This is a genomic window from Chroococcidiopsis thermalis PCC 7203, from assembly GCF_000317125.1.
Classification (GTDB): domain Bacteria; phylum Cyanobacteriota; class Cyanobacteriia; order Cyanobacteriales; family Chroococcidiopsidaceae; genus Chroococcidiopsis; species Chroococcidiopsis thermalis.
Window position 1 is genome coordinate 508357 of record NC_019695.1, and the last position, 26120, is coordinate 534476.

The window sequence follows — 26120 nt, forward strand, 5'->3', positions numbered from 1 at the left end:
AGCAGATAGCGGAAACTGACTCAATTGCTCTAGGCTAGAATTTGAACTAACTCTATTAGCGGGTGCGATCGCGCATGAACGGCACAGATAAACTGACAAAAAGCTCCTCGTCAATTGCTAGGACTGAAAAACTCTCCCCATCTACTGACTTAGACCTCAGCCACAGTCACGTTCACGAGCAGGGGTCGGCTCACGCTCACGTTCACGTCCATAGTGAAGAATCTCTACGCGCCGTAATCAATCGACTTTCTCGCATTGAAGGACACATTCGCGGGATTAAAACTATGGTGCAAGAAAACCGAGATTGTCCCGAGGTATTGACGCAGATTGCAGCCGTGCGCGGAGCGCTCGATCGCGTTGCTCGCATGATTTTAGACGAGCATCTGACTGAATGTATTGCTAGAGCTGCTCGAGTAGGAAATTTGGAAGACGAAATCGATGAATTGAAAAAAGCTCTGGATCGATTTTTGCATTAGTCCAGCATTGCAAAAACAAAGTGCCAGTGAATCACAGCGCTAAATGCTCGTAGATATTGAATTTTTTGACTTCTGACTTTTGACTTTTGACTTCTCACTTCTCGTACTAAAACCGTACTTTATACAATTGAAATAATTCCCCTGCTTGCCGTGCCACAATTTTAGCACCAGTAGCTTTTATCGTTTTTTCCCACTCAGATATAGGCTCCAGAAACACTTCTGCACCCAGGTAGGTTTCTAAAACTGCCCAATCTTCTGCTAGGGGTGTTTCGGGGTTGAGAATGTCGAAGACAAAAAAACCATTCGGTTTCAGCACCCGCTTGACTTCTGCCATGACGGTACTCCAGTACTCGCGGGGAAAATAACAGCTAAATCCAGTGGCGATCGCTAAGTCAAATTGAGCTGGAGCGTAGTTTAACTGGTGGGCTGGTCTTAATTCAACACCTTTAAATAACTTTGAATTCAACTGCGGACTGCGAGCATTCAAGGTATCCCGCGCTACTGTACTGACTTCTTGACCGTAAAAAAATGCTTGCCATTCCGTCCAAGGATAAATCAGAAAGCTAACACCACAGCCAATATCTAAGCAAGTTTGATTTTTCTGCGGTTGAGCCATCTCCCAAAAAGGAGAAGCCAGTCTACCAGCCAGAATACCAGTTTTCCACTCGTGAAATATCGGCATTGCCTGTACTTCTGGTGGGAGTGTCAAATCTTGACCTTGATACTGTCGGTTGAACCGATACCCGACTTGCTTGACTATTTCTTCCCAATTCTGCGATTGAAAAATGTTGCTGCTTTGAAAGCTAGGCGAATTCGAGTTGCTGCTGCTTGGTTTGGACATAATAGAAAGGTAACTAGTCTGTTATTCTTTCATTTCTGGCACAAAACCCAAATAACCCCGTGGGGTGATTATCCAATTGGCATAGGTGCGAGTACTAGAATTACCAATTAATACAGTAGATAGCATATCGACGGGCAAATCGAGTAACTTTTCTAAAGTTGTTAGGTAAATTTGTTCGTCTTGACGGTAAGCCGCACGGACGATCGCGACTGGAGTGTTTGGAGCGCGATATTGTAGGAAAATGTCTCTGGCGATTTGTAGCTGTTGGACGCGCGATTGCGATCGCGGATTGTAAATTGCCGTGACAAAATCAGCCATTGCTGCGGCTATCAAGCGCTTTTCAATAACTTGCCAAGGGGTGAGTAAATCGCTTAAACTAATGGCGCAAAAGTCGTGCATTAGAGGCGTGCCGACGCGAGCGGCGGCGGCTTGCAACGCCGTAATTCCAGGAAAAACTTGTACTTGAGGCGTGTTTCCGTCCCAGTCTCCTGCTTGCAATTCTTCCATCACCAACCCTGCCATACCGTAAATGCCGCAGTCTCCCGAAGATACCACCGCTACCGTTAAGCCCCACTGCGCCAGTTCGATCGCTCTTTGAGCGCGCTGTCTTTCTTGGGTAATGGGTAAAGTTTCGATAACTTGCTGGGGCTGTAGCAACGCCGCAATCAATTCTATGTAGAGAGAGTAACCGATAACTGCATCAGCCGTGGCGATCGCGCTTTTGGCAGCTGGGGTGATTTGCTCGATCGCACCAGGTCCTATTCCCACAAGGAACAGTTTACCAATACGACCCGTATATTCGATTTCCGATTGGGCGATCGCGATCGTGACTGCACCCGTGAGATCGGGAGTCGTAGGGGCGCACGGCTGTGCGCCCGTACTGGAGTCGGGAGTTGGGGTATTGGGTTTGAAAATTTGTTTGGAAACCAATAGCTTAGGTGTGACGTTGCGATCGGAATCCGTGTGGTGCTTTGTCTCAGGTAGATCTAAACAAGCGCACAAAGCCGCAGCTTCAGCGACGCTAGGAGTGCCGACTTCTCGTTCTACAACTGGGGAGGGATTAGGGACAGAAATCGCGCTCAAAATTTCGGCGGGAAAAGTCCGTAAGGGAAAATCGTAGGCGTGGCACAATTCGACTAACCCAACTTCATCAGCTTTCAGGTCGATCGTAGCAATCCCCGCGATCGCCTCTGCTGCAAGTTGATTTTCTCGGCATACCTGTTGAAGTGCAGCTTCAATTAGTTGTCTTGAGGTTCCCCGTTCGCAACCGATTCCCACCCACAAAACGCGGGGATGCCACTGAATTTGAGGCGTACGCGATCGTGCGTCCTGAATTAGGCGTGGCGTAATCCAAATTTCGGCTGTTGCGTCAGGAGATGGGGTAAAACTCAGATGCGATCGCCGAACGCTAGCTGTCGATCGCCACAAGGTAGAACCAGCCTCTTGAATCACTTGTACGGGTTCGCCACGGACGACTGCCGCACTCACTTCCGTCCAATCTCCTTTACCTTTATGCCACCCAAAGGGAACGCCTAGTAAATCTACGGCAGGTAATCCTAAACTTGTCGAAGCGCTGGTTAATATTGGCGTTGCATCAATGAGCTGGGCAATTATTTTTGTGAGACGATCTGCTCCGCCTTGATGTCCGCCGCACAAACTGACGACAAACTTTCCTGCCTCATCGACAACCACAACTGCCGGATCGGTGGCTTTACTTTGCAATAAAGGTGCAACGATCCTCACAACTGCCCCAGTTGCCAAACAAAAAACGAAGGCGCGGTGAGACTGCCACAATTCGGCTACATGAGATTTGAGCGAACCTGAGTAGGCTTGCACTCCCGCAATACTCGACAGAGACCTTGGAACCCAGACTGGATTATTCGGTTGACAAATAGACCGCAATCTGTCCGCGCCAATAGAAGTTGTCGCGATCGCGCATAAAGGTTGAAAATCTTGCAACAACACAATTTTTCGATCTAAAGCACTGATGTATAAAAATAAGGTGAGCATTGCTCACCCTACCCACGAACTATTACAAATGACCAATGACTGATGACTGATAAATTATTCCCAAGAATCAAGATTAAAAGCTTGAAATCCTTCCCGTTCTGCTAAAGCAAACATGCTACCCAACTGATACCAGACTAACAAACCAGTCAGTAACGTCAGGGGAACGGCAAAAGCATAAGACATCATGATGGGGAAGCCAAAAATTTCAATCCCAGAGGCAAGAAAGACGCAAACACCGACAGCCATGCCCAAAAAAGGAAAAATTAATTGTCCGGTGCGGATTTTAGCCATTGTATCGGTATCGGTGGCGCGATCGCTCGACCATTTTTGTAGCAGCTGTTTGAGCGTGCCAGAAAACGCCGCTCCAGAAGTCAAGGCGACAAACAAACCTGCAACGAGCAGGAAATAAGGCGGAGTGGACGGGTAAAACATGGAAGATACCTTAAACTTACAAATTTTTAATTTTAACTTTTGTTACTTTCAACATCTTACCCTTTTGCATCCATCATGTATCCCCTTACCGCTCTCGATCTGGGGTAGCAATGAGTGAAAATACTGCTGTCGGCAGAATTGCCGCCGTTTCTCTAGATAAATTGGCGATCGCTCCAATCGCGGCATCAAACAGACGTGCGGGCTGAATTTCATCCTTGACTAAATTCCAGATCCGCTGTACTTCTGCTGTATGCAGGCGATCGTCTTCCGTCAGTGCCATCACCAATTGTTGCCGTAGGTATTTCCCTTCTTCAGATAGAAGATACTGCAAGCCGAGTTGAGCGGTGGGTAGAATATCAAAACTATCGTCAGCGCTAGCGATGTCGAGTAAATCTTCCAACCGCTGCCACTGAAACTTACCATTTTTGAACAAGAGATTGAGTAACCTGCGCCGCAGTTCGGGGGTTTCACCCGTCAGTAACCGCCGTGCCACATAGGGATAAGCAACTTCGATAATCTTGAAATCTGGATTAAGGCTGAGGGCAATTCCTTCTTGCGTAATCAAAGAACGGATAATTAGCGCAAATTTAGAAGGGACGCGGAAAGGATAGTCATACATCAACTCCGAATAGGAGTCGGTGATGGTTTTGAAGTTAAAATCTCCTACATTTTTACCGATCGCGCTACCCCAGACTGCTTCTAAAGCTGGGATAATCGGGCGAATATCAGTGTCTGGCGTGAGAAATCCTAGCTTGACGTAATCTTCTGCCAATTCGTCATAGTCTTTATTCACGAGATGCACGATCGCATCTACTAGCGTTTCTTTTGTCCGCTCGTCCAATTGATCCATCATGCCGAAGTCAATGTAAGCCATTCGTCCGTCTGGCATGGCAAACAAATTACCTGGATGGGGGTCAGCATGAAAGAATCCGTGTTCTAGTAGCTGTTGCAGCCCAGCTGTCACACCAATTTCGATCAATTCATCTGTATTCAATCCCGCTGCTTGGATGCTAGCAGTGTCATTCAACTTAAATCCGTTAATCCACTCCAGCGTCAGGACGCGAGTATTTGTATAGCGCCAGTAAATTAAAGGAATTTTGACGTGAGGATCGTTACGGAAGTTGGTCGCAAACTTTTCGGCGTTCCGTCCTTCGTTGAGGTAATCGATTTCCTCAAATAACTTCGTCCCAAATTCGTCTACAATCATCGTCAGATCGTGACCGAGATTGAGCGGCAACCAAGGAGATAGCCAACTCGCCGCCCAACGCATTAAGTAAAGGTCGAGGGTAATCGTCGGGCGTAAATTCGGACGCTGTACCTTAACGGCAACTTCTTCGCCACTATGGAGCCGAGCGCGATACACTTGTCCCAAACTCGCAGCAGCTACAGGTTGTGGCGAAATTTGACTGTAAATTTCTTCAACCGAGCGCCCCAATTCGGTTTCAATCGTGCGCAAAGCAATTTCCTGCTCGAAGGCAGGTAGTTGGTCTTGCAGTTTTACCAGTTCGTCTAGAAAATCTTTTCTCACCAAATCTGGGCGAGTGGAGAGCGCTTGACCGACTTTGATAAACGTCGGACCCAGATCTGTAAGGAGCTGCCGCAGTTGGACGGCTCGTTTGAGCTTATTTTCTTCTTCGCGATCGCGCCAATCGTCCCACTTTAAACCAAAAATAAACCCAGCAAACAACCAGACGACCTTGAAAGCCCGCGCTACAGCCAGCAAAGGACGGAAGCGATAATACTGCGCGATCGCTTCTGGATCGTAGCGTTTAAGCTGAGCGAGTTGATACTGACCCACGCCTTGACTTGCCTCTTTACAATCGAATATTTACACTCGTTTACTAACCAGGGTAATCTCGTGACTACTTTTAACTACGAGTCAATCGGCTTAGATTCCCAAACAGTCAACTATAGCCTCTTTAAACTGCCCTGTCGATGTCTTCTTATACGTAGAATACGTTATTTAAATTGTATCTATTCTTAACATAGTATATAAAAGTACAAATCAATTGATAAGAAAAGTTAAGAAGAGGAGTCAGGAGTCAGGAGCCAGGAGTCAGGAGCCAGGAGTCAGGAGTCAGGAGCCAGGAGTCAGGAGTCAGGAGCCAGGAGTCAGGAGCCAGGAGTCAGGAGTCAGGAGTCAGGAGTCAGGAGTCAGGAGATAATTGTGAATTGTGAGAAGAGAGTCAGGAGTCAGGAGATAATTGTGAATTGTGAATTGATTTTGTCTCCCTTGTCTCCCTTGTCTCCCTTGTCCCCTGCTTCCTATTTAGAAGCTTTAGCCTCCAAGCTCTCCAGCCGACTCATCAGGGTTTGGTTTTGTTTTTTGAGCTGGTCGATTTCGTCGCGGAGTTGCTTGACAGCTTGGTCAGAACCTGCTGCGCTTTGGACTTTTGCTACAGCTTCTTCGGCGATTCGTTGGACTCGTCCATCAAGGGATTGCGTTGCTAAAGCTTGTAAAATCGCGATCGCTTTGGGGGTTTCCATTTGTCCCAGGGCAGTCACGACCGAGACTTGGGTGAGGAAGAAGCTTTCGTGAGATAATTCGGTTAATCGTTCTAAAATTCGGTCTAAATTGGCAGCAGATTGACCTGTGGAGATGGTTCCAAGAGCGCGGACAGCCGCAAGGCGCAAGGCTTGAGGAACTCCTAAGCGGGTGTATTCTAAAATTAGGTCTAGTGTCTCGGCTGAAGTTTTCATTTGACTCAAGCCCGCGATCGCCCCAGATCGGACGACTTCATTCCAGCCTGCTTTGTTTTCTAAAATCGATCTGAGCAGCTTTAAGACTTTTTCTTCCTTGGGCTTTTCTTCCAATTGGGCAGCGGCGATAATACCAACTGCTCTGGCTGCGGCTGCTTCTACGTAATAACTGCTGTCCCCATCTTCCACAATCGGCTTCAGGGCTTTGTAGCTAGCATAAGTTTTGATGTTACTCAAAGCCTCAACTACGGCACGTCGTACCAAGGGATTTTCATCGTTCAATCCGACAACCAAAGCCTCAAAAGCTTGGTCGAGCTTAATTTGAGCTAATTGTTTCGCGACTTCTACTTTGACACCCCAAAAGCGATCGCTTTTCAATGCTTCAGCAAGGGCATTGAGCGCCTCTAAACCACCTTTTTTCCCCAAAGCTTCAGCTGCGTAGATCCGAGAAATCGGATCGGGATCGAATTGCAACTGTGCCTTTAGTTCTGGAATAGAATATTCTAAAGACACGGTTTTTAAGTAATTATTATTAGCATCAAAGCTAATAAACTGAGGTTTCTCGTTTAATGGAAAGTAGAAACTCTGTTCCTTTTCATTGACGCGCACGGTGAATGTTTTGTGTAGGGGCGCATGGCTATGCGCCCCTACATCACCTTGTGCATACCCAAAAGCGATCGGTATTTTCAAATCGAATAGATCGTTTTGGGTTTGGTTAACAGTCACCTTCGCTAATTTGCTATCGCCATCCCACGTGTAAGCAACTTTGAATTCGGGATGTCCGCCGCGATAGACGTATTGATCGAAGAGAAATAGAAGATTTCGCCCTGTAACTTTCTCGATTGCCCGGAGTAAATCTACAGTTTCTACAGTATGATGAGCGTTATCCTGCACGAAAGTTTGGATTGCCCGCCAAAATAACTCTTCTTCTAACTCTGCCCGAATCATGTGGTAAACGCAGGAACCCTTTTCATACAAGTGGCGATCGTACAATTCGATCGCCTCCCGATAAACGTGCGTTACAATTGGGCGACGATAGCGGCTGCTGTCTTCAGCGAGATAGTTGCGGGCTTCTAGCAAGCGGTAGTAAGCAGCATCTTCGGCTCCATACTCTTGTTCCGTCCACATCACCTCAGAGTAGGATGCCATGCCCTCTTTAATCCAAGCATGAGACCAGTGTTTAATTACAACTAAATCGCCAAACCACTGATGGGCGAGTTCGTGCGCGACTAGGCTTTCTGTGAGGCGGTTATCAATCGCCGCGCGTTCGTCTAACAAACATCTATCTGTCAGCAGGGTGGTAGACGTATTTTCCATTCCACCAAAAATGAAATCATCTACGCAGACTTGGGCGTATTTGGGAAAAGCATAAGGATAACCATACTTCTGGCTGAAGAATTCGACCATGCGGGGAGTTTTGCCCATGCTGCGCCGCGCATCTTCCTCTCTACCTTTTTCTACGTAGTAAGTGACTAGTTTGCCGTTCCATTCATCCTGGATTTCGGCAAAGTCTCCCACTGCTAGAGTCATTAAATAGGATGGGTGGACTTGCTCTTGCAGCCAGTGAAAAATTTTGTAGTCACTGTTTTCTTCGGTGTCGATTAATCTACCGTTGGAAATGGCAATGTAGGGTTTGGGGACGCGCACCCGAATTTCTGAAGTTGCGAGTTGTCCTGGGTAGTCGAAGCAGGGAAACCAGAAACGGGAGTCTTCATCTTCTCCTTGCGTCCAGACTTGGACTGGTTTGTTGGGGTAGTGCTTATCTGGGGCGATAAAGTAAATTCCGCGTTGGGGTTTCGTGACAGAATAGGCGATCGCAATTTTAATTGATTGTCCCGTTTGTGTAGGGTTAGCTAGATGTACCTGTAGCTGTTGCCCATCATAATCGTATGTCGTTGAGGTAGCATCTACTTGGACTGAGTGAATGTTGAGACTGACTGCATCTAGGGTGAGGCGATCGATCCCGTTGCGGACGGGTTTGAGTTGAATCGTGCAAGTTCCGTCATAGCTTTGGTTGGGGATATCTAAATTGAGATCGAGAAAAATATGCTCGACTTGTCCGGGGCGATCGGGATTATAGTGGGGTTTTGCCCCTGGAAGCTCAAAAGATTTATGTTTATGACCGTTATTATCTGTATCGAAATAGGATTGCAGCATGGTAAGGGTCAACCTGCGATAGATGAAAAATAGTTGATGTTGATCTTCTATTCCTTCCAGGGTAACGCCTTTGACAGTTATCAGTGACCAGTGACCAGTGACCAGAGTTGCAGGTGAGAGTATCGCGCGATCGCAGCTATGCAGCAACAGAGTATGTTCGTTTCAGACGCTAGTTCTACAGCTACGTCTGAAAAACTACAGAATGCTGCTGATTTTTATCCCTATACGATCGACTTATGCAGAGATATCTGATACAATACAAAAATACTTAGGAAGTCCCCCGTCTGACCAACTCGGGACTTCCTAATCAAACAAAATCACATCACATATGTGTTGTATGTACTATGAATACTAGCACAACAAATCCTGCTGCGATCGCCTCCAACAAAAATTCTTTGAAATCGCGCGACATAAATGAAAGAATCAGACAGCGCGATCGGCTGATAGTCGAGAATGCCCTAGCCCAAGGATGCGACTACTGGCAGATGTTTAAAGCCATGCCCAAAGAGACATTCAAAGCTTGGCTGGAGTCGCAAGGCAAGACTTTGGCTGAAGCGAAAAAGTTCATCCGGCTATTTGAGACATTTCGAGATTTTGCGATCGAGAAGATAGAACGGATCTCTCTGACTACGTTATTTGCTCTAACTCAGAAGCGATATCAACAACTCATATCCAAGCTGTGGGGATTGCCAGCAGTCAACGAAAAGCAGGTTTCTGAATTGATGGTAGAAGAAAGGAAGAAGCAGCAACAGGACTCTGCACCACAACGAGATGCAAGCGGACTAATTAATCTACCCAGTGGTGGTAGAGCGTTTCAGTTTCCTCTATTGCACGATGATGAAACAATTGCCCGCTTGTTGCAAGTTTTACAGTATTGGGGGTTAACGCCGCGACAACTCTTAATCGAGGCGATTGCAACTCTGCACTCTAAGCTAGAAGTTGTGTCGAGAAATAGGCAAGCGTTTGAGGCGATCGCTGTGTGAGTTTTATATTTGAGAGTTATGCAATTTGCGATCGCTCTTGTCTTTTGCGAAGATTTCTTCAAGATCTAAAATTCTTAAATATTACTACTTACTAGCTCTACCTACTAAATAGCTAAGCAAACTGGTTATTGTAGAAGTAAGTGCGACGATCGCAAATCTTAATTCTCCTTCAGAAACGGTATCTTTTTGTAAAACCGTGAAAGCATAAAAGTCTATTAGTAAAATTATAATTAAAGCTACTATAAATACCGCAATATCTTTTACCCAGAAGGAAATGCGTTTTTGCTCTCGTTCTAGGTCTTTATCTTTTTCACGGTTCCTCCGTTCAAACTCTACCTATTCAGGAGAAGATAAATTTAAAGAACCTGTAGTAACTAATTTTTCTGTTGCTGAGGATAGATTGAGAGAACCTCTAGAAACTATCTCGTTTTGCTCTTCTGAATTTTGCATAGATAGAGTCAAGAATTAAGAGCAGATTTAAGGTATAGTTATTTCAGTAGACAAAGTTTGTTCTGGCTCTGCAATACCGAATTTTTCCCCCTGTTCTTTAGCTACTATAGCAACTTGCATTAATGCGATCGCTTGTCGTAATACATCACTTTTATTACCACCAATCTTTTTAGCGCTTTCTTCTAACTTCTCATAGAGTTCTGGTGACAAATCTAAGTTCAGATGAACCATTTCTTTTGTGCTACTCATAGTTGCATCCTCATACATCTAGTTATGATTGTATATGAATTTGGCTACAGAAGATATTTGCTCGATTCTATCAGTGCGGAGAGAGTAATGATTTAAGAACTCGATCGCGTCATTCTAACAACGTCTAGCAAACAAGTTCGGTCGATTGGTAGAAAAGAAATTGCTCATGTACGAGTTTTAAATTAGTGCGATCGCCCGCGATCAAATTAATTTTGAAAAGGGCGCGACATTTTCTGAATAAGTCTCCTGCTTCTAAAACAAATGGGTAGATTTAGTATTTAATAAAGTTAGTTGCATACACAATTGATGTTGCCGTACAGTCTTACAAACACCAAAAGTCAGATACTGCTGTATGTCTTCTTTTATCTTGGTTGCCAAAATTCTAGCTAAATTCACAGGTACAGCATTCCCAACCATTTTATATCCGTCAGTTATACTGTTATATTGAAAAATAAAATCATCTGGAAATGTCTGAATTCTAGCGCATTCTCGGACTGATAATCGACGATATGACTTAGGCGATTCAGGATCGAACATCCATTTATCTTTTGCTAACCAGATCATTTTATTTGCCTGAGGATGTATGGGGGCATGTCTCCCACCAGCTTGAATAGTAAAAGATGGTTCATCCCAACTTCTCACTCTGTTCCTTGACATGTAAATACTAGAAAAGCTGCTATCTAGATATTCATGATTGGGTACTTTTTGATTTTTTTTATCTAAATAACTACTGATTTTGGTAGGTTCAATCAAATTAAGATCGTATATAGCATCTCTCAAGGTAAAATTCTTATGACTTCCTTTTGGAAAGTCAAATCCCCCCCCTATGTCTTCTCTGTAGCCAATAATAATGACTCTTTTTCTATCTTGAGGTACTTCAAAATTTTGAGCATTTAATAACTTATATGCCAACTCATAGCCAGCATCTTTAAATTGATAGAGAATGTTAGTGAATGCTTGTGCGTGCTTATCTGCTAATATTCCACTAACATTTTCTGCTAAAAAGAAAAGAGGTTTTTTATCTTTTAAAATTCTAATGTATTCATAAAATACTTGACCCCTGCTATCGTTAATCCCTCTTCCAGCGCCAGCTTCACTCCAGCTTTGGCAAGGAGGTCCACCAATTATTCCGATACAGTCGGGAATTTCATCAGATTGAATACTTCTGATGTCTCTTTTATCTAACTTTGTGTTTTGATGGTTTATTTCGTAGGTATTCCAAATCGATCTGTCGTATTCATTTGCCCAAATAATATTGAATCCAGCTTGATGGAATCCTAAATCCAATCCACCACAACCGGAAAATAAAGATACTACATTCATTTATTGCTCTTAATTCAGAGATAAAAATTATTTTCTATAATTTATGATTTTAGCAGAAATCAACTGTATAGGGTTATTTGGAGATTTAATCTTTACGTCAAACATCTGCAAGTTACAATCTAATCTAGCTTCAAGTCCTTCTCTATCTTGGGCAGGAAAGGATAAATACTTACTAGTTTTCATAATCGCGATCGCTTGAAAGTCTGAGTTCTTCTCATAGCCCAAATTTGCGTAATCAAAAACAGATAGGGGATTTTGAATACCCCACATTCCTCTAATTCGGAGGTATGTTATTTTTAAGGGGTCTACTTTATTGACTCTGCCTAATTCTTTCGCTTTAGAAAATTCGACTCCTGGAATTTGATTAATACCACTGGCTATTGTATTGGTTATTTTTTCATATATTTCGCGATCGGCAGCATAGCAATCACCATAAATTAGCCAAAGCAATTTTAGCCGTTTGTCTTTTGCGACTCCAATAGCATAAATAATATCTTTTTCTTGCCAATCTTCACAGGTACGGCAATGGCTTGTAATTAGCGGACTATCACAAAATAATTTTGATTTGGGATAAGAACTGTTTAATGCAATGCTAGCACCTAATGATTCTATTTTTTTAATTTCTACAGCATCACCATTCTTCAACATCAAATCTGGTGGATTGTTTGCATTACCACTATATGAGAAAACTTCATCATACTTTAATAACTTTTTTAGCTCGTCAGTTTCAGTTACAGTATCGGCAAATATATCTTTAATAAAGAACTCTAAAGCGTCTCCAATCTAGTTGATTCTATTCTTGCCTTTGTAATAGCTAATTAGATCCGAGATTGGATGAGTAATAAGTGTTTGAAATGCTGTCAAAATATTAGGCACAATTTTAATCTGTTCTACTCTAAAGTTAGTCTGGGATAGCTAGCCCCCACCTAGTTATAAACCAGGCAGGGGCATAATATCATATGAATATCGACTAACCAACCAACTCCATAGCGCGTTTGACCAAATTCTCAGCCGTCATCCCATTTATTGCCATCAATTGTGCAGGACTTGCGGTGGTTTCTCCTCGCTTCCAGGCAAAAGTATCGCGCTGGCAATGACTCCGCAACATAATTGGTTCCAACATCCCACTCGCACCAGATGCTACTCCAACCAAAGCATCGCCACCAAATAACGCCTCAAATCCAGCATCATTCAAAAATTCTCCATCGGGTTCAGAACAAGAATCCCAAGCCACATCGCTAGGACGATACAAACGACGGGGATTGACAACAGAAACAATTCTCACACCAATTTCTTGCGCTTCTAAATAAGTCGCAGCTTCAAATACAGGCATCAAAACCATATCGCCAATTACAGCAAATACTACCGTCTTGCTACCTTTAATTTCTTGCAGTACCACCGCACCATCTTGAATTGCTTTGCGACTTTGTTCAAATGTCGTGCGAATTGGTAAAGGTGACTTACTCGCTGTAATTACAACACCCTTATTCTTCGTTGTCAGCGCCCAATCGTAACAAACTTGAATCGAATTGGCATCGGGTGGAAATAAGGGAAAGACATTTCCATTGCGCATCATGGCGGCGAAATATGCTTCAATTTCAGGGCGTTGGTGCGTCCATCCATTGCGCCCTTGTTCTAACGCCCCAGCCGTAAATAGAGTTACGGTAGACGGTGTGGGGCGACGTAATTCTGCCATTGCTTGCGTTACCGTTTGCCAAATCGGTAAACCATTAATCGCAAAAGACTCATAAGAACACCACAAAGTACGACTGCCCATCAACGCCGAACCAGCTGCTAAACCCGCACAAGCATCTTCACTCAAAGGTTCGTAAACTTGTCCGCCTGGGGTTTGGTTGTATATAGGATCTTCTGTGGGGTGGATAATTTTCAATGCTTGGTTAATGTTGGCAATTCCAGACGCTTCATTCCCATCAGCGTTGGTGACGATGTAGTTGCGATCGCATTCTCCCACTTTCGCCACCAATTTACCCATCGCTGTTGTCGATACTTTCGGATCTCCCCCTACAGCATATTCTTCTAACGGCAATTCCCCAAGTTCTGCTAGCGGTAATACAGATTCCGTCACTGCTACCCGACTCGCCGAACCACCACCAGCGCGTTCGCAGTTCGTCCGCACGATTTCCCATGCAGCAGGCGCTAAAGCACGCGATTTGAGGGCGTTGACAATATCGGGGTTATCGAGAGTATGCATCGCATAGAGGTTGTGAGATTTTGCCCCTCTCGCGTGGACTCCTGCTCCTTTTAATTGTTTAATAATGAGTACGGTTAGCGTTCCACTTAAAGCAGAACGGGCGGCTTCATCGGCTGCAACTAATACGGCTTTAGTAAAAGCTAGGCGCTGCTCGAAGGAAAAAGCGGTACTATCGACATAATCGCCTGGTTGGTTTTTGTCGTCAAAGTCTTTGGCATCGACTAACACGACTTCTTCAAAACCGTTACCGTGCCAGTATGCCATCATCCGTTCGTTGGATTGAGTGGACACCATACTATGATGTTCCTGACTGTAGCCATTCCACACCAAGACGGGTAAGAAATTTGTCACGCCTGGATAGGCTGTGTGGAAATGCGCCATGCTACTCATGATGTAAGGTTCGCCTAACCCACCATCGCCAATCGTGACGGGGAATAATTTATCGGGGTGGAGACGGGCGGCTGACATAGCGAAATGTTGCCCTTGTCCCAATGGTCCCGCCGGGGCGAGAATACCAGGAATAAAGCCAGAAAGGTGTCCGAGTAAACCGTTGTGTTCGCGGAAGCGATCGCGCAATTGTTGTACAGTAGTAATGCCCATGTCTTCTAACGAACGATCTAAGAACATGGCGCTGTAAAATCCTGGGGCGTGATGTCCGACTTCGGTAATAATGTTTTTGTAACCCAACATTACCAAGGCTGCGTAAGCTTCTACTTGTGAGGCAAATCCACCAGGGTGTCCCGAAGCTTTACTTCCCGTTACTTGTACTGTTAAATAGCGCAGGGCATCGGCATAGAGGAGGGTTTGAAATACAGCCGCCGGATCGCTAGGATCGGTAATAGCAGTTTTATTTGGTGCGATCGCTGCTTGTTTGCCATATTGCTCGAATCCTGGCAAAGTTTCGCCAAAATACTGAATTCCTTGACAAAATTCTGGTGTTACTATCTTTGCCGCTTCGGTCGATGCCGTCATGCTGAAGACCCTCTCTAATTTGAGTATTTGTACTTTTTAGATAATTTTAATTATTTTACATTTAATCTCTGCTTTATGTTGTATACGGTCTGTCTATACATATCAGTGGATTTGTCTACCTATAGATCGCATATTTACAGAGAAAAATTCTGACGCTGATGAGTGTGTCTAGAAATAAGTTGTGAGCGAAACTTTATGGAGTGAGATCGAACTGATATGATAAAATTCTGAAATGGATTTTTAACAACTTATACTTGATTCAAAATCGTTGCTGCCGCGACCCTAATAAATATAAATATATTTTTATTCTCAAATAATTTTTAGTTAATATATAAATAAATCTTCGTAGTAGCATTGTCTACCAATTTAAGATGAAGTTAACTGAGGTAAACAAAACTCCAGCCTTACTGCAAACGCTCCAGCTAATTGCCAATCCAATTGAGTTTTTAAATACTTGTGCCAACAAATACAGCGACCCATTTGCTGTGAGAGTTTTAGGTTTAAATTCTCCGCCAGTTGTATTTTTCAGCCATCCACAAGCAATTAAAGAGATTTTCGCTATTCCTTCAGAGTACTTTGATTATAAAAAAGCAACTCACGTATTTCAACCTTTGATGGGGGAGCAATCTTTAATTTTACAAGAAGGGAAAAGTCATCAACGCCAACGCCAATTAATGCTACCTCCTTTTCATGGCGATCGCATGAAAACTTATGGACAAATTATTTGTCAAATTACTCAAGCTGTGACTCAGCAATGGCAAGTTGGTAAACAAATTTCTATTAATCATTTTCTTCCCGATATTACTTTACAAATTATTTTACAAGTTGTATTCGGTATCAGCCCTGGAGAAAGGTACGAACAATTAAAAGTTAAGTTAAGTTCTCTGCTAGAAGACGTTACTACTCCCTGGTACTCCAGTTTATTCTTTTTCCCACCATTACAAAAAGACTTGGGTGCGTGGAGTCCTTGGGGACATTTTGTCAGACGCAGACAACAAATTGACAAATTAATCTATGCAGAAATATCGCAACGGCGACGAGAAAACAATCTGACGCGCACCGATATTTTATCAATGTTAATGGCGGCGCGAGATGAAAATGGACAGCAGATGAATGATGAGGAATTACGCGATCAGTTGATGTCTCTTTTATTATTAGGCTATGAAACTACAGCAGCAGCCTTAGCATGGGCATTTTACCTGCTCCATTCTCATCCACAAGTGCGCGATCGCCTACAACAAGAGCTTAATAATGCAGACAATACTAAACCAGATGCGATCGCCCAACTCCCATATCTTACTGCTATCTGTCAAGAATCCCTCCGAGTTCACCCCATTGCTTTAATTTGTACTCCTCGAATGGTAAGAGACTCCGTACAAATTGCTGGAGATAAATTCAACGCTGGGACAATTATCGTACCTTGTATTTACCTCACCCATAGAAGAGAAGAAATCTATCCTCAACCAGAAAAATTTCAACCAGAAAGATTCCTACACCAAAAATTTTCACCCTTTGAATATCTTCCCTTTGGTGGTGGTAGTCGCGGTTGTATTGGTGCAGCTTTTTCGCTATATGAAATGAAACTCGTACTTGCTACTGTGTTATCGCAGTATGAGTTAGAACTAGCAAATTCTCGTCCCGTTTCTCCAGTTCGGCGAGGCATTACAATTGTCCCTTCTGAAAATGGGATGCAAATGTCAGTTATCAGTGGCTAGTGGCTAGTGGCTAGTTATAAGTAGGGTGGGCAATGCCCACACTACTATATGCCAAATTATAGATACATTTCTTAATGGTGCATGTCTAGATTAGTTTTAGGCAGAGTCAAAAGGATGCGATCGCAAGATGGATAACGAGCCACGGTTAGAAGAACAAGTCATCGATGCAGTAGCAGAAGTAGGAATATCTAGCCAAGTAGATAACGCTGAAAAAATTGATGTTGATATTCAAACAAATCTCTTAAAGCTAATTTTAGGGCAAGCAGATTCAGTAGATTTTACTGGACAAGGCGTAGTTATACAAAAAGACATCCGCCTGCAAGAAATTGAGGTGCAGACGGATAAAGTTGATGTGAATCCACTCAGCGCTCTTTTTGGCAAGGTTGAATTAGATAAACCGTTAGATGCTATTGCCAAAATTGTCATTACAGAACCAGATTTAAATCGCGCTTTGAAGTCCGATTACGTATTAAAAAAAGCACGTAATTTTAAAATAAATGTAGACGGACAAACTGTTATTTTAGAAATGCAACAGATGCAATTCCAGTTACCCGGAGATAACAAAATGGTCTTCGATGGTAAGGTGTTGTTGCACGAAAAAGGCGAAACGCAGCCACTTAGTTTTACAGCTACATTTCGCCCCCGTACCCAGAAGCAACCAGTTATCGTTGAGAATTTTCAATGCGATCGCAATGAAGGAATATCTTTTGCGATCGCGCTATCATTAATGCAAAAAGTCAAACAATGGATGGAGTTACCCTATTTCGATCTAGAAGGAATAGCACTCAGAGTTGAAGAAATGACGGCGCAAGCAGGTCAGTTAGCTTTACAAATCCAAATTAGAATGAAACAAATACCTCAGAATTTAATTTAATAGGACACAATGCAAATTAATATATTTCCATTGTAGAGACGTTACATGTAACGTCTCTACAATGGAAATATTTAATATTAACTATTAACTGTTAATTCTGTTTGTCCATACTTACTCATAATCTTGCGGTAAGTAGCAATTATGCTAGGAATGTAGCGCCACCAGGTTGCTATGAGGGCTACGCTAAAGGTAGAAACAAAGCCGAAGGTGAAGAATTTCTCTAGAATTGACATAGAAATTGCCTTTGTAGATGGAACAAATATTAGAAAATTCTTAAGAACTGAATTGATTGTAAATTTTATGTATTAAGGTCATCCTCTGTAAAAATACTGTAATTATATTTTGATCGGTACAATAGGTTTGTAGAAGCGCACAGCTAAGTGTTCCTGCGATTACCCTCAATTACTCAAACACTACAGTCTTATTCCCGTAAATTAAGACACGGTGTTGTAAATGCGATCGCACAGCTCTAGCTAAAACGACTCGTTCTAAATCTTTACCCTTGCGGATCAAATCGCTGACTTCATCTCGGTGGCTGATGCGGACGACATCTTGCTCGATAATGGGTCCAGCATCGAGTTCTGATGTCACGTAATGAGCGGTAGCACCAATAATTTTTACTCCGCGTTCGTAAGCTTTCTGGTATGGATTTGCGCCTACAAAAGCAGGAAGGAACGAATGGTGAATGTTAATTGCTTGAGGAAATCGGGTCATAAATTCGGGACTGAGAATTTGCATATATTTTGCCAGAACGATGAGATCGATGTCGTACTGGTGCAAAAGTTCTAACTGTTTTTCCTCTTGAGCCGCTTTGTTATCTTTGTTAACGGGAATATAGTAATAATCTATACCAAATTGTTTTGCCACCCATTCTAAATCGGGATGATTGCTAATAATCAGGGGAATTTCTGCGGCATACTCTTTTGCCTGTTGTCGGAGAATTAGATCGAATAAGCAATGTTCTTGCCGACTCACCCAAATAGCAAGGCGTGGGATGGTGTCGGAAAAGTGTAGTTGCCATTGAGCCTCTAGAGGCTGTGCGATCGCGCCAAAGGCAGGCGCAATTAGCTCTCGCGGTAGATGAAAACCCTCTAATTGCCATTCAATTCGGGTTAGAAACAAACCAGCAGCAAAGTCTGTATGCTGATCGGCATGGATGATGTTACCACCATTGGCATAGATAAAATTAGCAATTTTTGCTACCAATCCTTGTCGGTCGGGACAAGAAATGAGTAGAGTTGCTGTCAGTCTATTCATATTACTTAACCTTCGCTTGATGTATAAGAAAACCTTTATAAACTGTCTTCTATCTTCAGTACGAACGTAGTATTAGATATATCGAGTTTGAATTTCATTGTCTCTGATAACTGCCTCTGGATTGTCCGCAAGTTAAAAGTATGAAATAATACATAAACAAGATCGGGAATTGCTGGAAGCGCGTGTGAGGGTATACGAGCATTCATAGCACTAGTCTGGAATAGCTTTTTGGGCTGACGTATTTCATTGTCAGAGTCTTTTGCGGCTTGAAAGCAAGTTACTAGCAAGGTGCTACGGATAAATGTCGATTAGTTAAGGCTTTCGGGTCAGATCGTTACAGGGTGTTCGGGCTACATAGCGCTCAAAAGAGCGTATTAACGATAACTTCGTCGACCGCGCTGCTGGTTTGGGGTAGCTGCTGAATTCTTTTCAGACTCAACCTATTTTTAGAAAATGACTTTTTAGAAAATGATGCTACAAACAATTATTACTGCTGGGGCGACTTTCTATATTACAATCGCGGCTTGTCTGTTTACTCAGTGGGCAGACATCATGCAGCGAGACCTTGGCAAACGCTCTCAATTACTTCTACTCAGAATATTTTTAGTCATAGTCACTCTTTTTTGGCCAATTATCGTACCCATTGCTTATCTAGAATTGTTAATTAAAGTTAAGAAAGACAAAGAAAAAATGAGTTGGTTGGCGGAGCGATCGCCTGAAAGTTTTTCAGCGACAACCGCTGACGATTCATTGCTGTCATAACTGATATCATTACCGCTATCATAATTGTCATCATTGCTAATAAAATAGCTTTTTCCTACAGTAAAAGCCCGCAAATGCGGGCTTTTTATTGAATGAAATCTTTTCACTAAATTAGAGCTTGTAAATGTTCGATTAAATTAGGTGCTGGTACTACGCCCTCAATGCGATCGACTGGTTGACCCTGCTTAAATAGTACTAGTGTGGGCAAGGCATGAATTTGATATTGACTGGCGAGTTGTGGATATTTATCAGTATCGATTTTCACAATACGGATTTTAGATTTGAGACGCTCGTTTACTTGTTCTAAAATTGGAGCCATCATCTGGCAAGGACCGCACCATGCAGCGTAAAAATCTACCAGTACAGGCACATCAGCACCAGAAATCATTTCGGCAAAATTATTGAACTGCTGTTTAGTAGCCATGAGATTTAACACAGTTTTTTACTGTTATATCTCAAGTAGCAGTGAGTGGTGCGTGTTGATGCGGGTGTAGGGTGTAGTGAGTGGCTGGTAGCTAGTGGCTAGTGGCTGGTAGCTGGAATTTCTCCCTCAACTTCCTCAACTTCCTTGTCCCCCTTGTCCTCCTTGTCTCCCTACTCCCTGTTCCCTACTCCCTGCTCCCTATTGATAAGATGGTTAGCGCGGTGGTTTAAGTGCGATCGCTAAGTGAGAGTATCTACGTAAGAGTCATTGTTTATGGAAGTATTGCCAGAGGATTTACAACGGTTACGCCAACAAGTGGCAATCGTCACGGGGGCTTCGCGAGGAATTGGACGGGCGATCGCTTTGAGTTTAGCCGCAGAAGGGGCAAACGTTGTTGTAAACTACGCAAGCTCTAGTTCCGCCGCTAAAGAAGTGGTAGAAGAAATTGAGGCGGCGGGGGGTAGCGCGATCGCAATTCCAGCTGATGTCTCGGACGCGGCTCAAGTAGATACTCTGGTTAATACTGTTGTAGACAAATGGAAGCGAATTGATGTTTTGATAAACAATGCTGGTATTACCCGCGATACTTTGTTGTTGCGGATGAAACCGGAAGACTGGCAAGCAGTCATCGACCTCAACCTTACAGGCGTATTCCTTTGTACCAAAGCTGTCAGCAAAATCATGCTCAAGCAACGCAGCGGGCGCATCATTAATATTGCTTCTGTAGCCGGACAAATGGGCAATCCCGGTCAAGCGAACTATAGTGCGGCGAAAGCTGGGGCGATCGGATTTACTAAAACCGTTGCGAAAGAACTTGCCTCCCGTGGCATTATCGTCAATGCCGTTGCTCCTGGTTTTATTACCACTGATATGACTAGCAACATTGATTCTGAAGAAATTCTGAAATATATTCCCTTGAGTCGTTACGGCAAACCCGAAGAAGTTGCTGGTATGGTGCGCTTTCTCGCCGCCGATCCTGCCGCTGGATACATTACAGGTCAAGTCTTCAACGTCGATGGTGGAATGGTTATGACTTAAGAGCGATTAGCGTTTAGCAATTAGCTGTTAGCTAATTGCTAAACGCCAGTAGTTTCATTAGCACTCAACTCAAGAGAGTGCTAAATTGACTAATGGAAGCTTGAGGAAACGAAGCGTATGTCAAAAATCGTTGCGTTTGATGATGAATCGCGGCGGGCGTTGGAACGGGGTGTGAATGCCCTTGCCGATGCCGTGAAAATTACCCTGGGTCCAAAAGGTCGCAACGTCTTGTTAGAGAAAAAGTACGGTGCGCCGCAGATCGTTAATGACGGAATTACCGTAGCTAAAGAAATTGAGTTGGAAGACCCCCTAGAAAATACTGGGGCGCGTCTGATTCAGGAAGTTGCATCGAAAACTAAAGATGTAGCTGGGGATGGTACGACAACGGCGACAGTTCTCGCCCAAGCGATGATTCGCGAGGGCTTGCGAAACGTTGCAGCGGGAGCTAATCCAGTAGCGCTGCGTCACGGAATAGAGAAAACCGTTGCCAAGTTGGTAGAAGAAATAGCTGCTGTCGCCAAACCAGTCGAAGGAAATGCGATCGCCTCTGTGGCGACTGTCTCGGCTGGAAACGATGAAGAAGTTGGGGCGATGATCGCTGAGGCAATGGAGCGAGTCACCAAAGACGGTGTGATTACCGTTGAGGAATCCAAGTCTCTCACGACCGATTTAGACGTGGTAGAAGGGATGCAGTTGGATCGAGGTTATATTTCTCCCTACTTCATCACCGACAACGAGCGGATGGTAGCAGAGTTTGAGAATCCTCGCCTGTTGATTACAGACAAGAAAATCAGCACGATCCAAGATTTGATTTCGATTTTGGAAAAAGTCGCTCGTGCCGGACAACCTCTGATTATTATTGCTGAAGATGTTGATGGGGAAGCTTTAGCAACTTTGGTTGTGAATAAAGCTCGTGGCGTGTTGAGCGTCTGCGCGATTAAAGCGCCAGGATTTGGCGATCGCCGTAAAGAAATGTTGCGCGACATTGCCGTACTCACTGGCGGTCAGTTGATTTCTGAAGAAATCGGTTTGAGCTTAGATACCGCTTCTTTGGAAATGATGGGTGTTGCCCGTAAAGTCATCATCGACAAAGAATCTACCACAATCGTTGCTGAAGGCGACAACAGAGCCGATGTAGAAAAGCGTATTGGTCAAATTCGCAAGCAACTAGCAGAATCTGACTCCGACTATGACAAGGAGAAACTGCAAGAGCGAATTGCTAAGCTAGCTGGTGGCGTAGCAGTCATTAAAGTTGGTGCAGCAACCGAAACCGAACTCAAAGACCGCAAACTGCGAATCGAAGACGCGCTTAACGCGACTAAAGCCGCAGTTGAAGAAGGTATCGTCCCTGGCGGCGGAACGACTCTAATCCACTTGGCGAAGAAGGTGGACGAATTTAAAGCCAGCTTGCAAGACGAAGAAAAAGTTGCCGCTGAAATCGTCGCTAGAGCGCTGGAAGCTCCCTTACGCCAAATGGCAGACAATGCAGGGGCTGAAGGCTCTGTCGTGGTTGAGAGAGTGCGGGAAACCGAGTTTAACGTTGGTTACAATGCGGCAACTGGCGAGTTTGAAGATCTGATTGCTGCTGGCATTCTCGACCCTGCTAAGGTTGTGCGTTCGGCATTACAAAACGCTGGTTCGATTGCTGGTATGGTGTTAACGACCGAAGCCCTAGTGGTTGAAAAGCCAGAGAAGAAAGCTGCTGCTGCTCCTGACATGGGTGGCATGGGTGGCATGGGCGGCATGGGTGGTATGGGCGGTATGGGTGGCATGGGTATGATGTAGCCTGCATAACCCTCGTAAGGGCGCACGGCTGTGCGCCCCTATACATTGGATAAATTTATGGTTATTGGTTGGCGATCGCCCTCTAAATCTACTACCTTGCCAATAATGCAACTTTGTGCATAGCCTAAACTATGTAGCTTATCTAGACATTGACTGGCTTGTTCTGCTGGAATTGATGCTAGTAAACCGCCCGATGTCTGCGGATCGAATAAGAGCGAGTAGCGAGCAGACGGGCTGAGCGATTCTGAACCAGCGATGTTTAGATCGGTAATAAAACGAGCAATGCGTAAATTTTCCGCTTGCAGCGAACTGACAATTCCTTTTTGTAATGTAGCGATCGCACCTTCTAGAGCAGGAATTGCTGCTAAATTTAAATCTACCGCACAGGCAGAGATGCCTACGCTACGGGAAGCTCGAACCATTTCGTACAAGTGTCCGGCAAGCCCAAAACCCGTAACATCAGTACAAGCAGTGGCTCCATGTGCCATTAAACAAGCAGCTGCGACTTGATTCGATTGCAACATTGAAGTAACAGCGCGATCGATCCAATCTCCTTTAGTTTCCCGTTGCATCTCGGCAGCAAAAAGGGTTCCCGTACCAAGGGCTTTAGTTAAAATTAGAACTTGTCCTGGCTGCATTCCACCTTTGCGCAGAAGTTTATTCGGGTGGACTAAACCGTTACAAGATAAGCCAAATTCCAATTCGCTGCCTTCAGTTGTGTGTCCACCTACCAAAGGTGTCTGCGCGTCAGCTAGCACTTTGACTGCGCCGGATAGTAACTGATAAAGGGTTTCTTCTGTTTTGGATTCTAAAGCATAGGGAATAGTTGCGATCGCCAATGCACTTTGAGGTGTCGCACCCATTGCAAAAATATCGCTGAGGCAATGGTTGGCAGTAATTTGTCCAAAAATATACGGATCGTTGATGAGACTGTGGAAATGATCTATGGTGTGTACCATCCACAAACCGCCTGGTACTTCCACCACCGCCGCATCGTCAGGAGCATCTAGCCCGATAATAATATCTTGGCGATTGCACCAGTTAGTACTATCCTGCTTGATTTGATTGAGTACCCTTGCTAAAACTGTGCTGCTAACCTTAGAACCGCAGCCAGCACAAGGCATAGGGAATTCGGAATTCGGAATTCGGAATTCGGAATTCGGAATTTGTTTTGACGTTTGACTTTTAACTTTTGACTTTTGCCCTTTCTCCTGCATTTGCGGTAAGTTACTAAACCGTTGCATGAATTTGCGATCGATCGCATCTTTCCAGCGCCACAGCCAGCCAGTAGCGCCAAAACCAAGTTTTCCCCATGCCGCGATCGCTTTGCCGTCTCCCGTACCGATTAAACTTAAATATTGTTTCTGCGGTTTGTAAGGCTGTAGCGATCGCCCTAATAATGCTCGTCGCAGGTTTTTAAATAAAGGTTTGCCTTGGCGCACGGCAAATACTCCAGCTTTGGGACGGGGATAATTTACCATTGAGGCAATATCACCCGCTGCAAATACATCTGGATGGGAAACCGATTGTAGTGCATCGTTGACGAGAATAAATCCGCGTTCGTCAGTGGCGATTCCTGCGGCTTGTAGCCAATCGGGTGCGGAGGCTTGCGTTACCCAGAAGATGCGATCGCATTCTACCTGCAATCCAGATTCACATTTGATGGTGTAGGGTGTTGGTAGGGGCGGGTTTGGAAACCCGCCCGTATAGGTGTAGGGTGTGGGGTACGATTGGATTTCACAAACGGTTTCTTGCAGGTGTAGTTGAATTCTTTTGTGGATTAAAATCTCTTGACAGCGATGCCGTACCCAGGAATTGTAATTTGGCATTAATTCAGCACCGCGCTGAAATAGATGAATTTCTAGATCTCGATCTTCCCTCTCCTCCCTGAATAAGCGAGAAGACTTAGCCCCCCTTTTTAAGGGGGGTTGGGGGGATCTTATAGACTGCAAATGACCCTGCATTGCCATTGCTAACTCGACTCCGCCAGCACCTCCACCGACAATTCCCAGGCGCAATGTAGAGACGTTACATGTAACGTCTCTACATGTTGTAACGTCTCTACACAAGTCATACCAATGTTGCAGAAACTGCGCCACTGGTTTTGCTGGAATCGCGTACTCTGCTGCACCAGGTACGGAAATTTGAGCCGGAGTGCTGCCAATATCAACGGAAAGCAAATCGTACGCTACAGGCGGACGATTGGCACAAATAACTTTTTTATTAACTAAATCTAATCCAACAACGAGATCGCGATAAAATTGCACCCGAGCAAATTGAGCTAAACGTCGCAGATCGATGTGGCATTCTTCATGAGTGTAAAATCCGGCAACGTGACCGGGTAACATCCCCGAATAAGGAGTATCTGACGCTTCTGTAATTAATGTGACTCGAATGCCTGGTATCGGTTTCATGCCCAGCATTCTCAGGACAATAGCATGGCTGTGACCGCCGCCAATCAGGACTAAATCTTTAGTTACGAGTTGCGATCGCTGCATTCACTCTCAAAATAAAATATCTCTCATATTGATTCTGACAAATTAGTCGAGGTGAAGGCGGAACGCGATCGCAATTATTTCTGCTGTTTTGGATTAATGACTAACCAAACGCTCAGTAAAATTGTTATCAATCCAAAAATTAAGCCAGAATTCACGGGTTCGCCGAGGAAAATATTGCCAAATAACAGACTGAAAACAGGAATTAAAAAAGCAACAGTTATTGCTCCAGTCGCACCGATATTAGAAATTAGTTGAAAGTAGAGCGGATAGGCAATAGCAGTACACGCGATCGCGAGTACGGCGACTGCAAAAATAACTTCGAGCGAGGGAAGTGTTTGAGGAAAAGTTGCAAAAGCAACCGGAATCAGCAAAATACTCGAACTAGTTAATTGTCCGAAGGCAGTTTCAGCAACTCGATCGTGTATAAATCTGCGACGGGCATACACAGCAGCAATACCATAGGAGAGGGCTGCAATTAAAGCTGATATTCCTCCGAAAATGACTGAAGGTGATAGCGGTAAAGGACTCCATCCAACTAAAACAGCAACTCCAACAATCCCTAATACTAATCCAATCGCTTTACGTTTGTTTAGCGATTCTTTCAACCAAATAGCTGAAACGATCGCTGTAAATAGAGGAGCTGTTGCATTTAAAATTGCCGCAATTGAAGCATTAAGGTTGACAACGGCGATCGCAATTAATAAAAAAGGAATGACATTGTTGAATAAACCCAACAAAAGATAAGACTGCCAACGACTTTTGAGCTTGAATGGTGAGGCGATCGCGCCAGATAAACCTAATGCAACCGCTGCTAAAATAATCCGTAAGCTGATGGTGAAGAGAACTCCTAAAACAGGAGCTGCAATACGGATAAATAAATACGAACTGCCCCAAAGCGCAGCGAGTAAAAATAAGCGCGCTAGATCGATTGGTTTCATTTTTAAAATTGCAGAATGCTTAGT

General features: G+C 44.1%; 21 protein-coding genes. 7 read left to right on the forward strand and 14 right to left on the reverse strand.

Translation table 11 applies throughout. From position 1 onward, the window contains the following. Positions 1-74 precede the first annotated feature (74 nt). The gene (locus CHRO_RS02260) at positions 75-476 is read left to right on the forward strand and encodes a metal-sensing transcriptional repressor (protein WP_015152552.1); all 402 of its coding nucleotides are present in this window, start codon (positions 75-77) and stop codon (positions 474-476) included. A gap of 106 nt (positions 477-582) precedes the next feature. Here the strand turns inward: CHRO_RS02260 and CHRO_RS02265 are convergent, their stop codons facing one another. The 5 genes from CHRO_RS02265 to CHRO_RS02285 all read right to left on the reverse strand — a co-directional run bounded on the left by CHRO_RS02265 (position 583) and on the right by CHRO_RS02285 (position 8616). After that, positions 583-1317, reverse strand: a complete 735-nt coding sequence (locus tag CHRO_RS02265) for a class I SAM-dependent methyltransferase (RefSeq protein WP_015152553.1) — start codon at positions 1315-1317, stop codon at positions 583-585. 21 nt (positions 1318-1338) lie between these two features. Next, complete coding sequence (gene cobJ, locus CHRO_RS02270; protein WP_015152554.1) at positions 1339-3327, reverse strand: precorrin-3B C(17)-methyltransferase; 1989 nt, start codon at positions 3325-3327, stop codon at positions 1339-1341. Between the two features lie 54 nt (positions 3328-3381). Further along, positions 3382-3759 (reverse strand): hypothetical protein, encoded by a 378-nt coding sequence (locus CHRO_RS02275; RefSeq protein WP_015152555.1) that lies wholly within the window; start codon positions 3757-3759, stop codon positions 3382-3384. Between the two features lie 85 nt (positions 3760-3844). Next, complete coding sequence (locus tag CHRO_RS02280; RefSeq protein WP_015152556.1) at positions 3845-5557, reverse strand: ABC1 kinase family protein; 1713 nt, start codon at positions 5555-5557, stop codon at positions 3845-3847. A gap of 467 nt (positions 5558-6024) precedes the next feature. After that, complete coding sequence (locus CHRO_RS02285; RefSeq protein ID WP_015152557.1) at positions 6025-8616, reverse strand: M1 family metallopeptidase; 2592 nt, start codon at positions 8614-8616, stop codon at positions 6025-6027. Positions 8617-8960: 344 nt separating this feature from the next. Between CHRO_RS02285 and CHRO_RS02290 the strand changes: the two genes are divergently transcribed. Then, positions 8961-9599, forward strand: coding sequence for a hypothetical protein (locus tag CHRO_RS02290; RefSeq protein ID WP_015152558.1), 639 nt, complete (start codon positions 8961-8963; stop codon positions 9597-9599). A 477-nt stretch (positions 9600-10076) separates the two neighbouring features. On the opposite strand, the gene CHRO_RS02295 is transcribed toward CHRO_RS02290, so the two are convergent. The 4 genes from CHRO_RS02295 to CHRO_RS02310 all read right to left on the reverse strand — a co-directional run bounded on the left by CHRO_RS02295 (position 10077) and on the right by CHRO_RS02310 (position 14805). Then, on the reverse strand, positions 10077-10298 hold the full coding sequence (locus tag CHRO_RS02295; RefSeq protein WP_015152560.1) for a ribbon-helix-helix protein, CopG family: 222 nt from the start codon (positions 10296-10298) through the stop codon (positions 10077-10079). 252 nt (positions 10299-10550) lie between these two features. Then, positions 10551-11621 (reverse strand): DNA cytosine methyltransferase, encoded by a 1071-nt coding sequence (locus CHRO_RS02300; RefSeq protein ID WP_015152561.1) that lies wholly within the window; start codon positions 11619-11621, stop codon positions 10551-10553. A 27-nt stretch (positions 11622-11648) separates the two neighbouring features. Next, positions 11649-12404: an NgoPII family restriction endonuclease gene (locus CHRO_RS02305; protein WP_219336155.1), complete on the reverse strand. Its 756-nt coding sequence runs from the start codon at positions 12402-12404 to the stop codon at positions 11649-11651. Positions 12405-12591: 187 nt separating this feature from the next. Further along, complete coding sequence (locus CHRO_RS02310; RefSeq protein WP_015152562.1) at positions 12592-14805, reverse strand: phosphoketolase family protein; 2214 nt, start codon at positions 14803-14805, stop codon at positions 12592-12594. A 371-nt stretch (positions 14806-15176) separates the two neighbouring features. Here CHRO_RS02310 and CHRO_RS02315 point away from each other — a divergent pair, with 371 nt between their 5' ends. Both CHRO_RS02315 and CHRO_RS02320 read left to right on the forward strand, forming a co-directional pair. Continuing rightward, positions 15177-16520 carry a cytochrome P450 gene (locus CHRO_RS02315; RefSeq protein ID WP_015152563.1) on the forward strand — a complete coding sequence of 448 codons (1344 nt, stop codon included), beginning with the start codon at positions 15177-15179 and terminating at the stop codon, positions 16518-16520. Between the two features lie 127 nt (positions 16521-16647). After that, positions 16648-17394: an LmeA family phospholipid-binding protein gene (locus CHRO_RS02320; protein WP_015152564.1), complete on the forward strand. Its 747-nt coding sequence runs from the start codon at positions 16648-16650 to the stop codon at positions 17392-17394. 77 nt (positions 17395-17471) lie between these two features. Here CHRO_RS02320 and CHRO_RS31500 read toward each other — a convergent pair whose 3' ends face one another. Continuing rightward, on the reverse strand, positions 17472-17627 hold the full coding sequence (locus CHRO_RS31500) for a hypothetical protein (protein WP_015152565.1): 156 nt from the start codon (positions 17625-17627) through the stop codon (positions 17472-17474). Positions 17628-17796: 169 nt separating this feature from the next. Then, positions 17797-18651: a formyltetrahydrofolate deformylase gene (purU, locus tag CHRO_RS02325; protein WP_015152566.1), complete on the reverse strand. Its 855-nt coding sequence runs from the start codon at positions 18649-18651 to the stop codon at positions 17797-17799. A 468-nt stretch (positions 18652-19119) separates the two neighbouring features. On the opposite strand from purU, the gene CHRO_RS02330 reads away from it, so the two are divergent. Next, on the forward strand, positions 19120-19413 hold the full coding sequence (locus CHRO_RS02330) for a hypothetical protein (protein ID WP_015152567.1): 294 nt from the start codon (positions 19120-19122) through the stop codon (positions 19411-19413). A gap of 106 nt (positions 19414-19519) precedes the next feature. On the opposite strand, the gene trxA is transcribed toward CHRO_RS02330, so the two are convergent. Then, positions 19520-19837 (reverse strand): thioredoxin, encoded by a 318-nt coding sequence (gene trxA, locus CHRO_RS02335; protein WP_015152568.1) that lies wholly within the window; start codon positions 19835-19837, stop codon positions 19520-19522. Between the two features lie 273 nt (positions 19838-20110). Between trxA and fabG the strand changes: the two genes are divergently transcribed. Together fabG and groL are read left to right on the forward strand one after the other, a co-directional pair. After that, the gene (fabG, locus tag CHRO_RS02340; protein WP_015152569.1) at positions 20111-20875 is read left to right on the forward strand and encodes a 3-oxoacyl-[acyl-carrier-protein] reductase; all 765 of its coding nucleotides are present in this window, start codon (positions 20111-20113) and stop codon (positions 20873-20875) included. A gap of 117 nt (positions 20876-20992) precedes the next feature. Beyond that, a complete protein-coding gene (gene groL, locus CHRO_RS02345) occupies positions 20993-22660 on the forward strand; it encodes a chaperonin GroEL (RefSeq protein ID WP_015152570.1) in 1668 nt (555 codons plus the stop codon). A 38-nt stretch (positions 22661-22698) separates the two neighbouring features. Here groL and selD read toward each other — a convergent pair whose 3' ends face one another. Together selD and CHRO_RS02355 are read right to left on the reverse strand one after the other, a co-directional pair. Continuing rightward, the gene (gene selD, locus CHRO_RS02350; protein WP_015152571.1) at positions 22699-25158 is read right to left on the reverse strand and encodes a selenide, water dikinase SelD; all 2460 of its coding nucleotides are present in this window, start codon (positions 25156-25158) and stop codon (positions 22699-22701) included. A gap of 74 nt (positions 25159-25232) precedes the next feature. Further along, positions 25233-26096 carry a DMT family transporter gene (locus tag CHRO_RS02355; protein WP_015152572.1) on the reverse strand — a complete coding sequence of 288 codons (864 nt, stop codon included), beginning with the start codon at positions 26094-26096 and terminating at the stop codon, positions 25233-25235. Positions 26097-26120 lie beyond the last annotated feature (24 nt).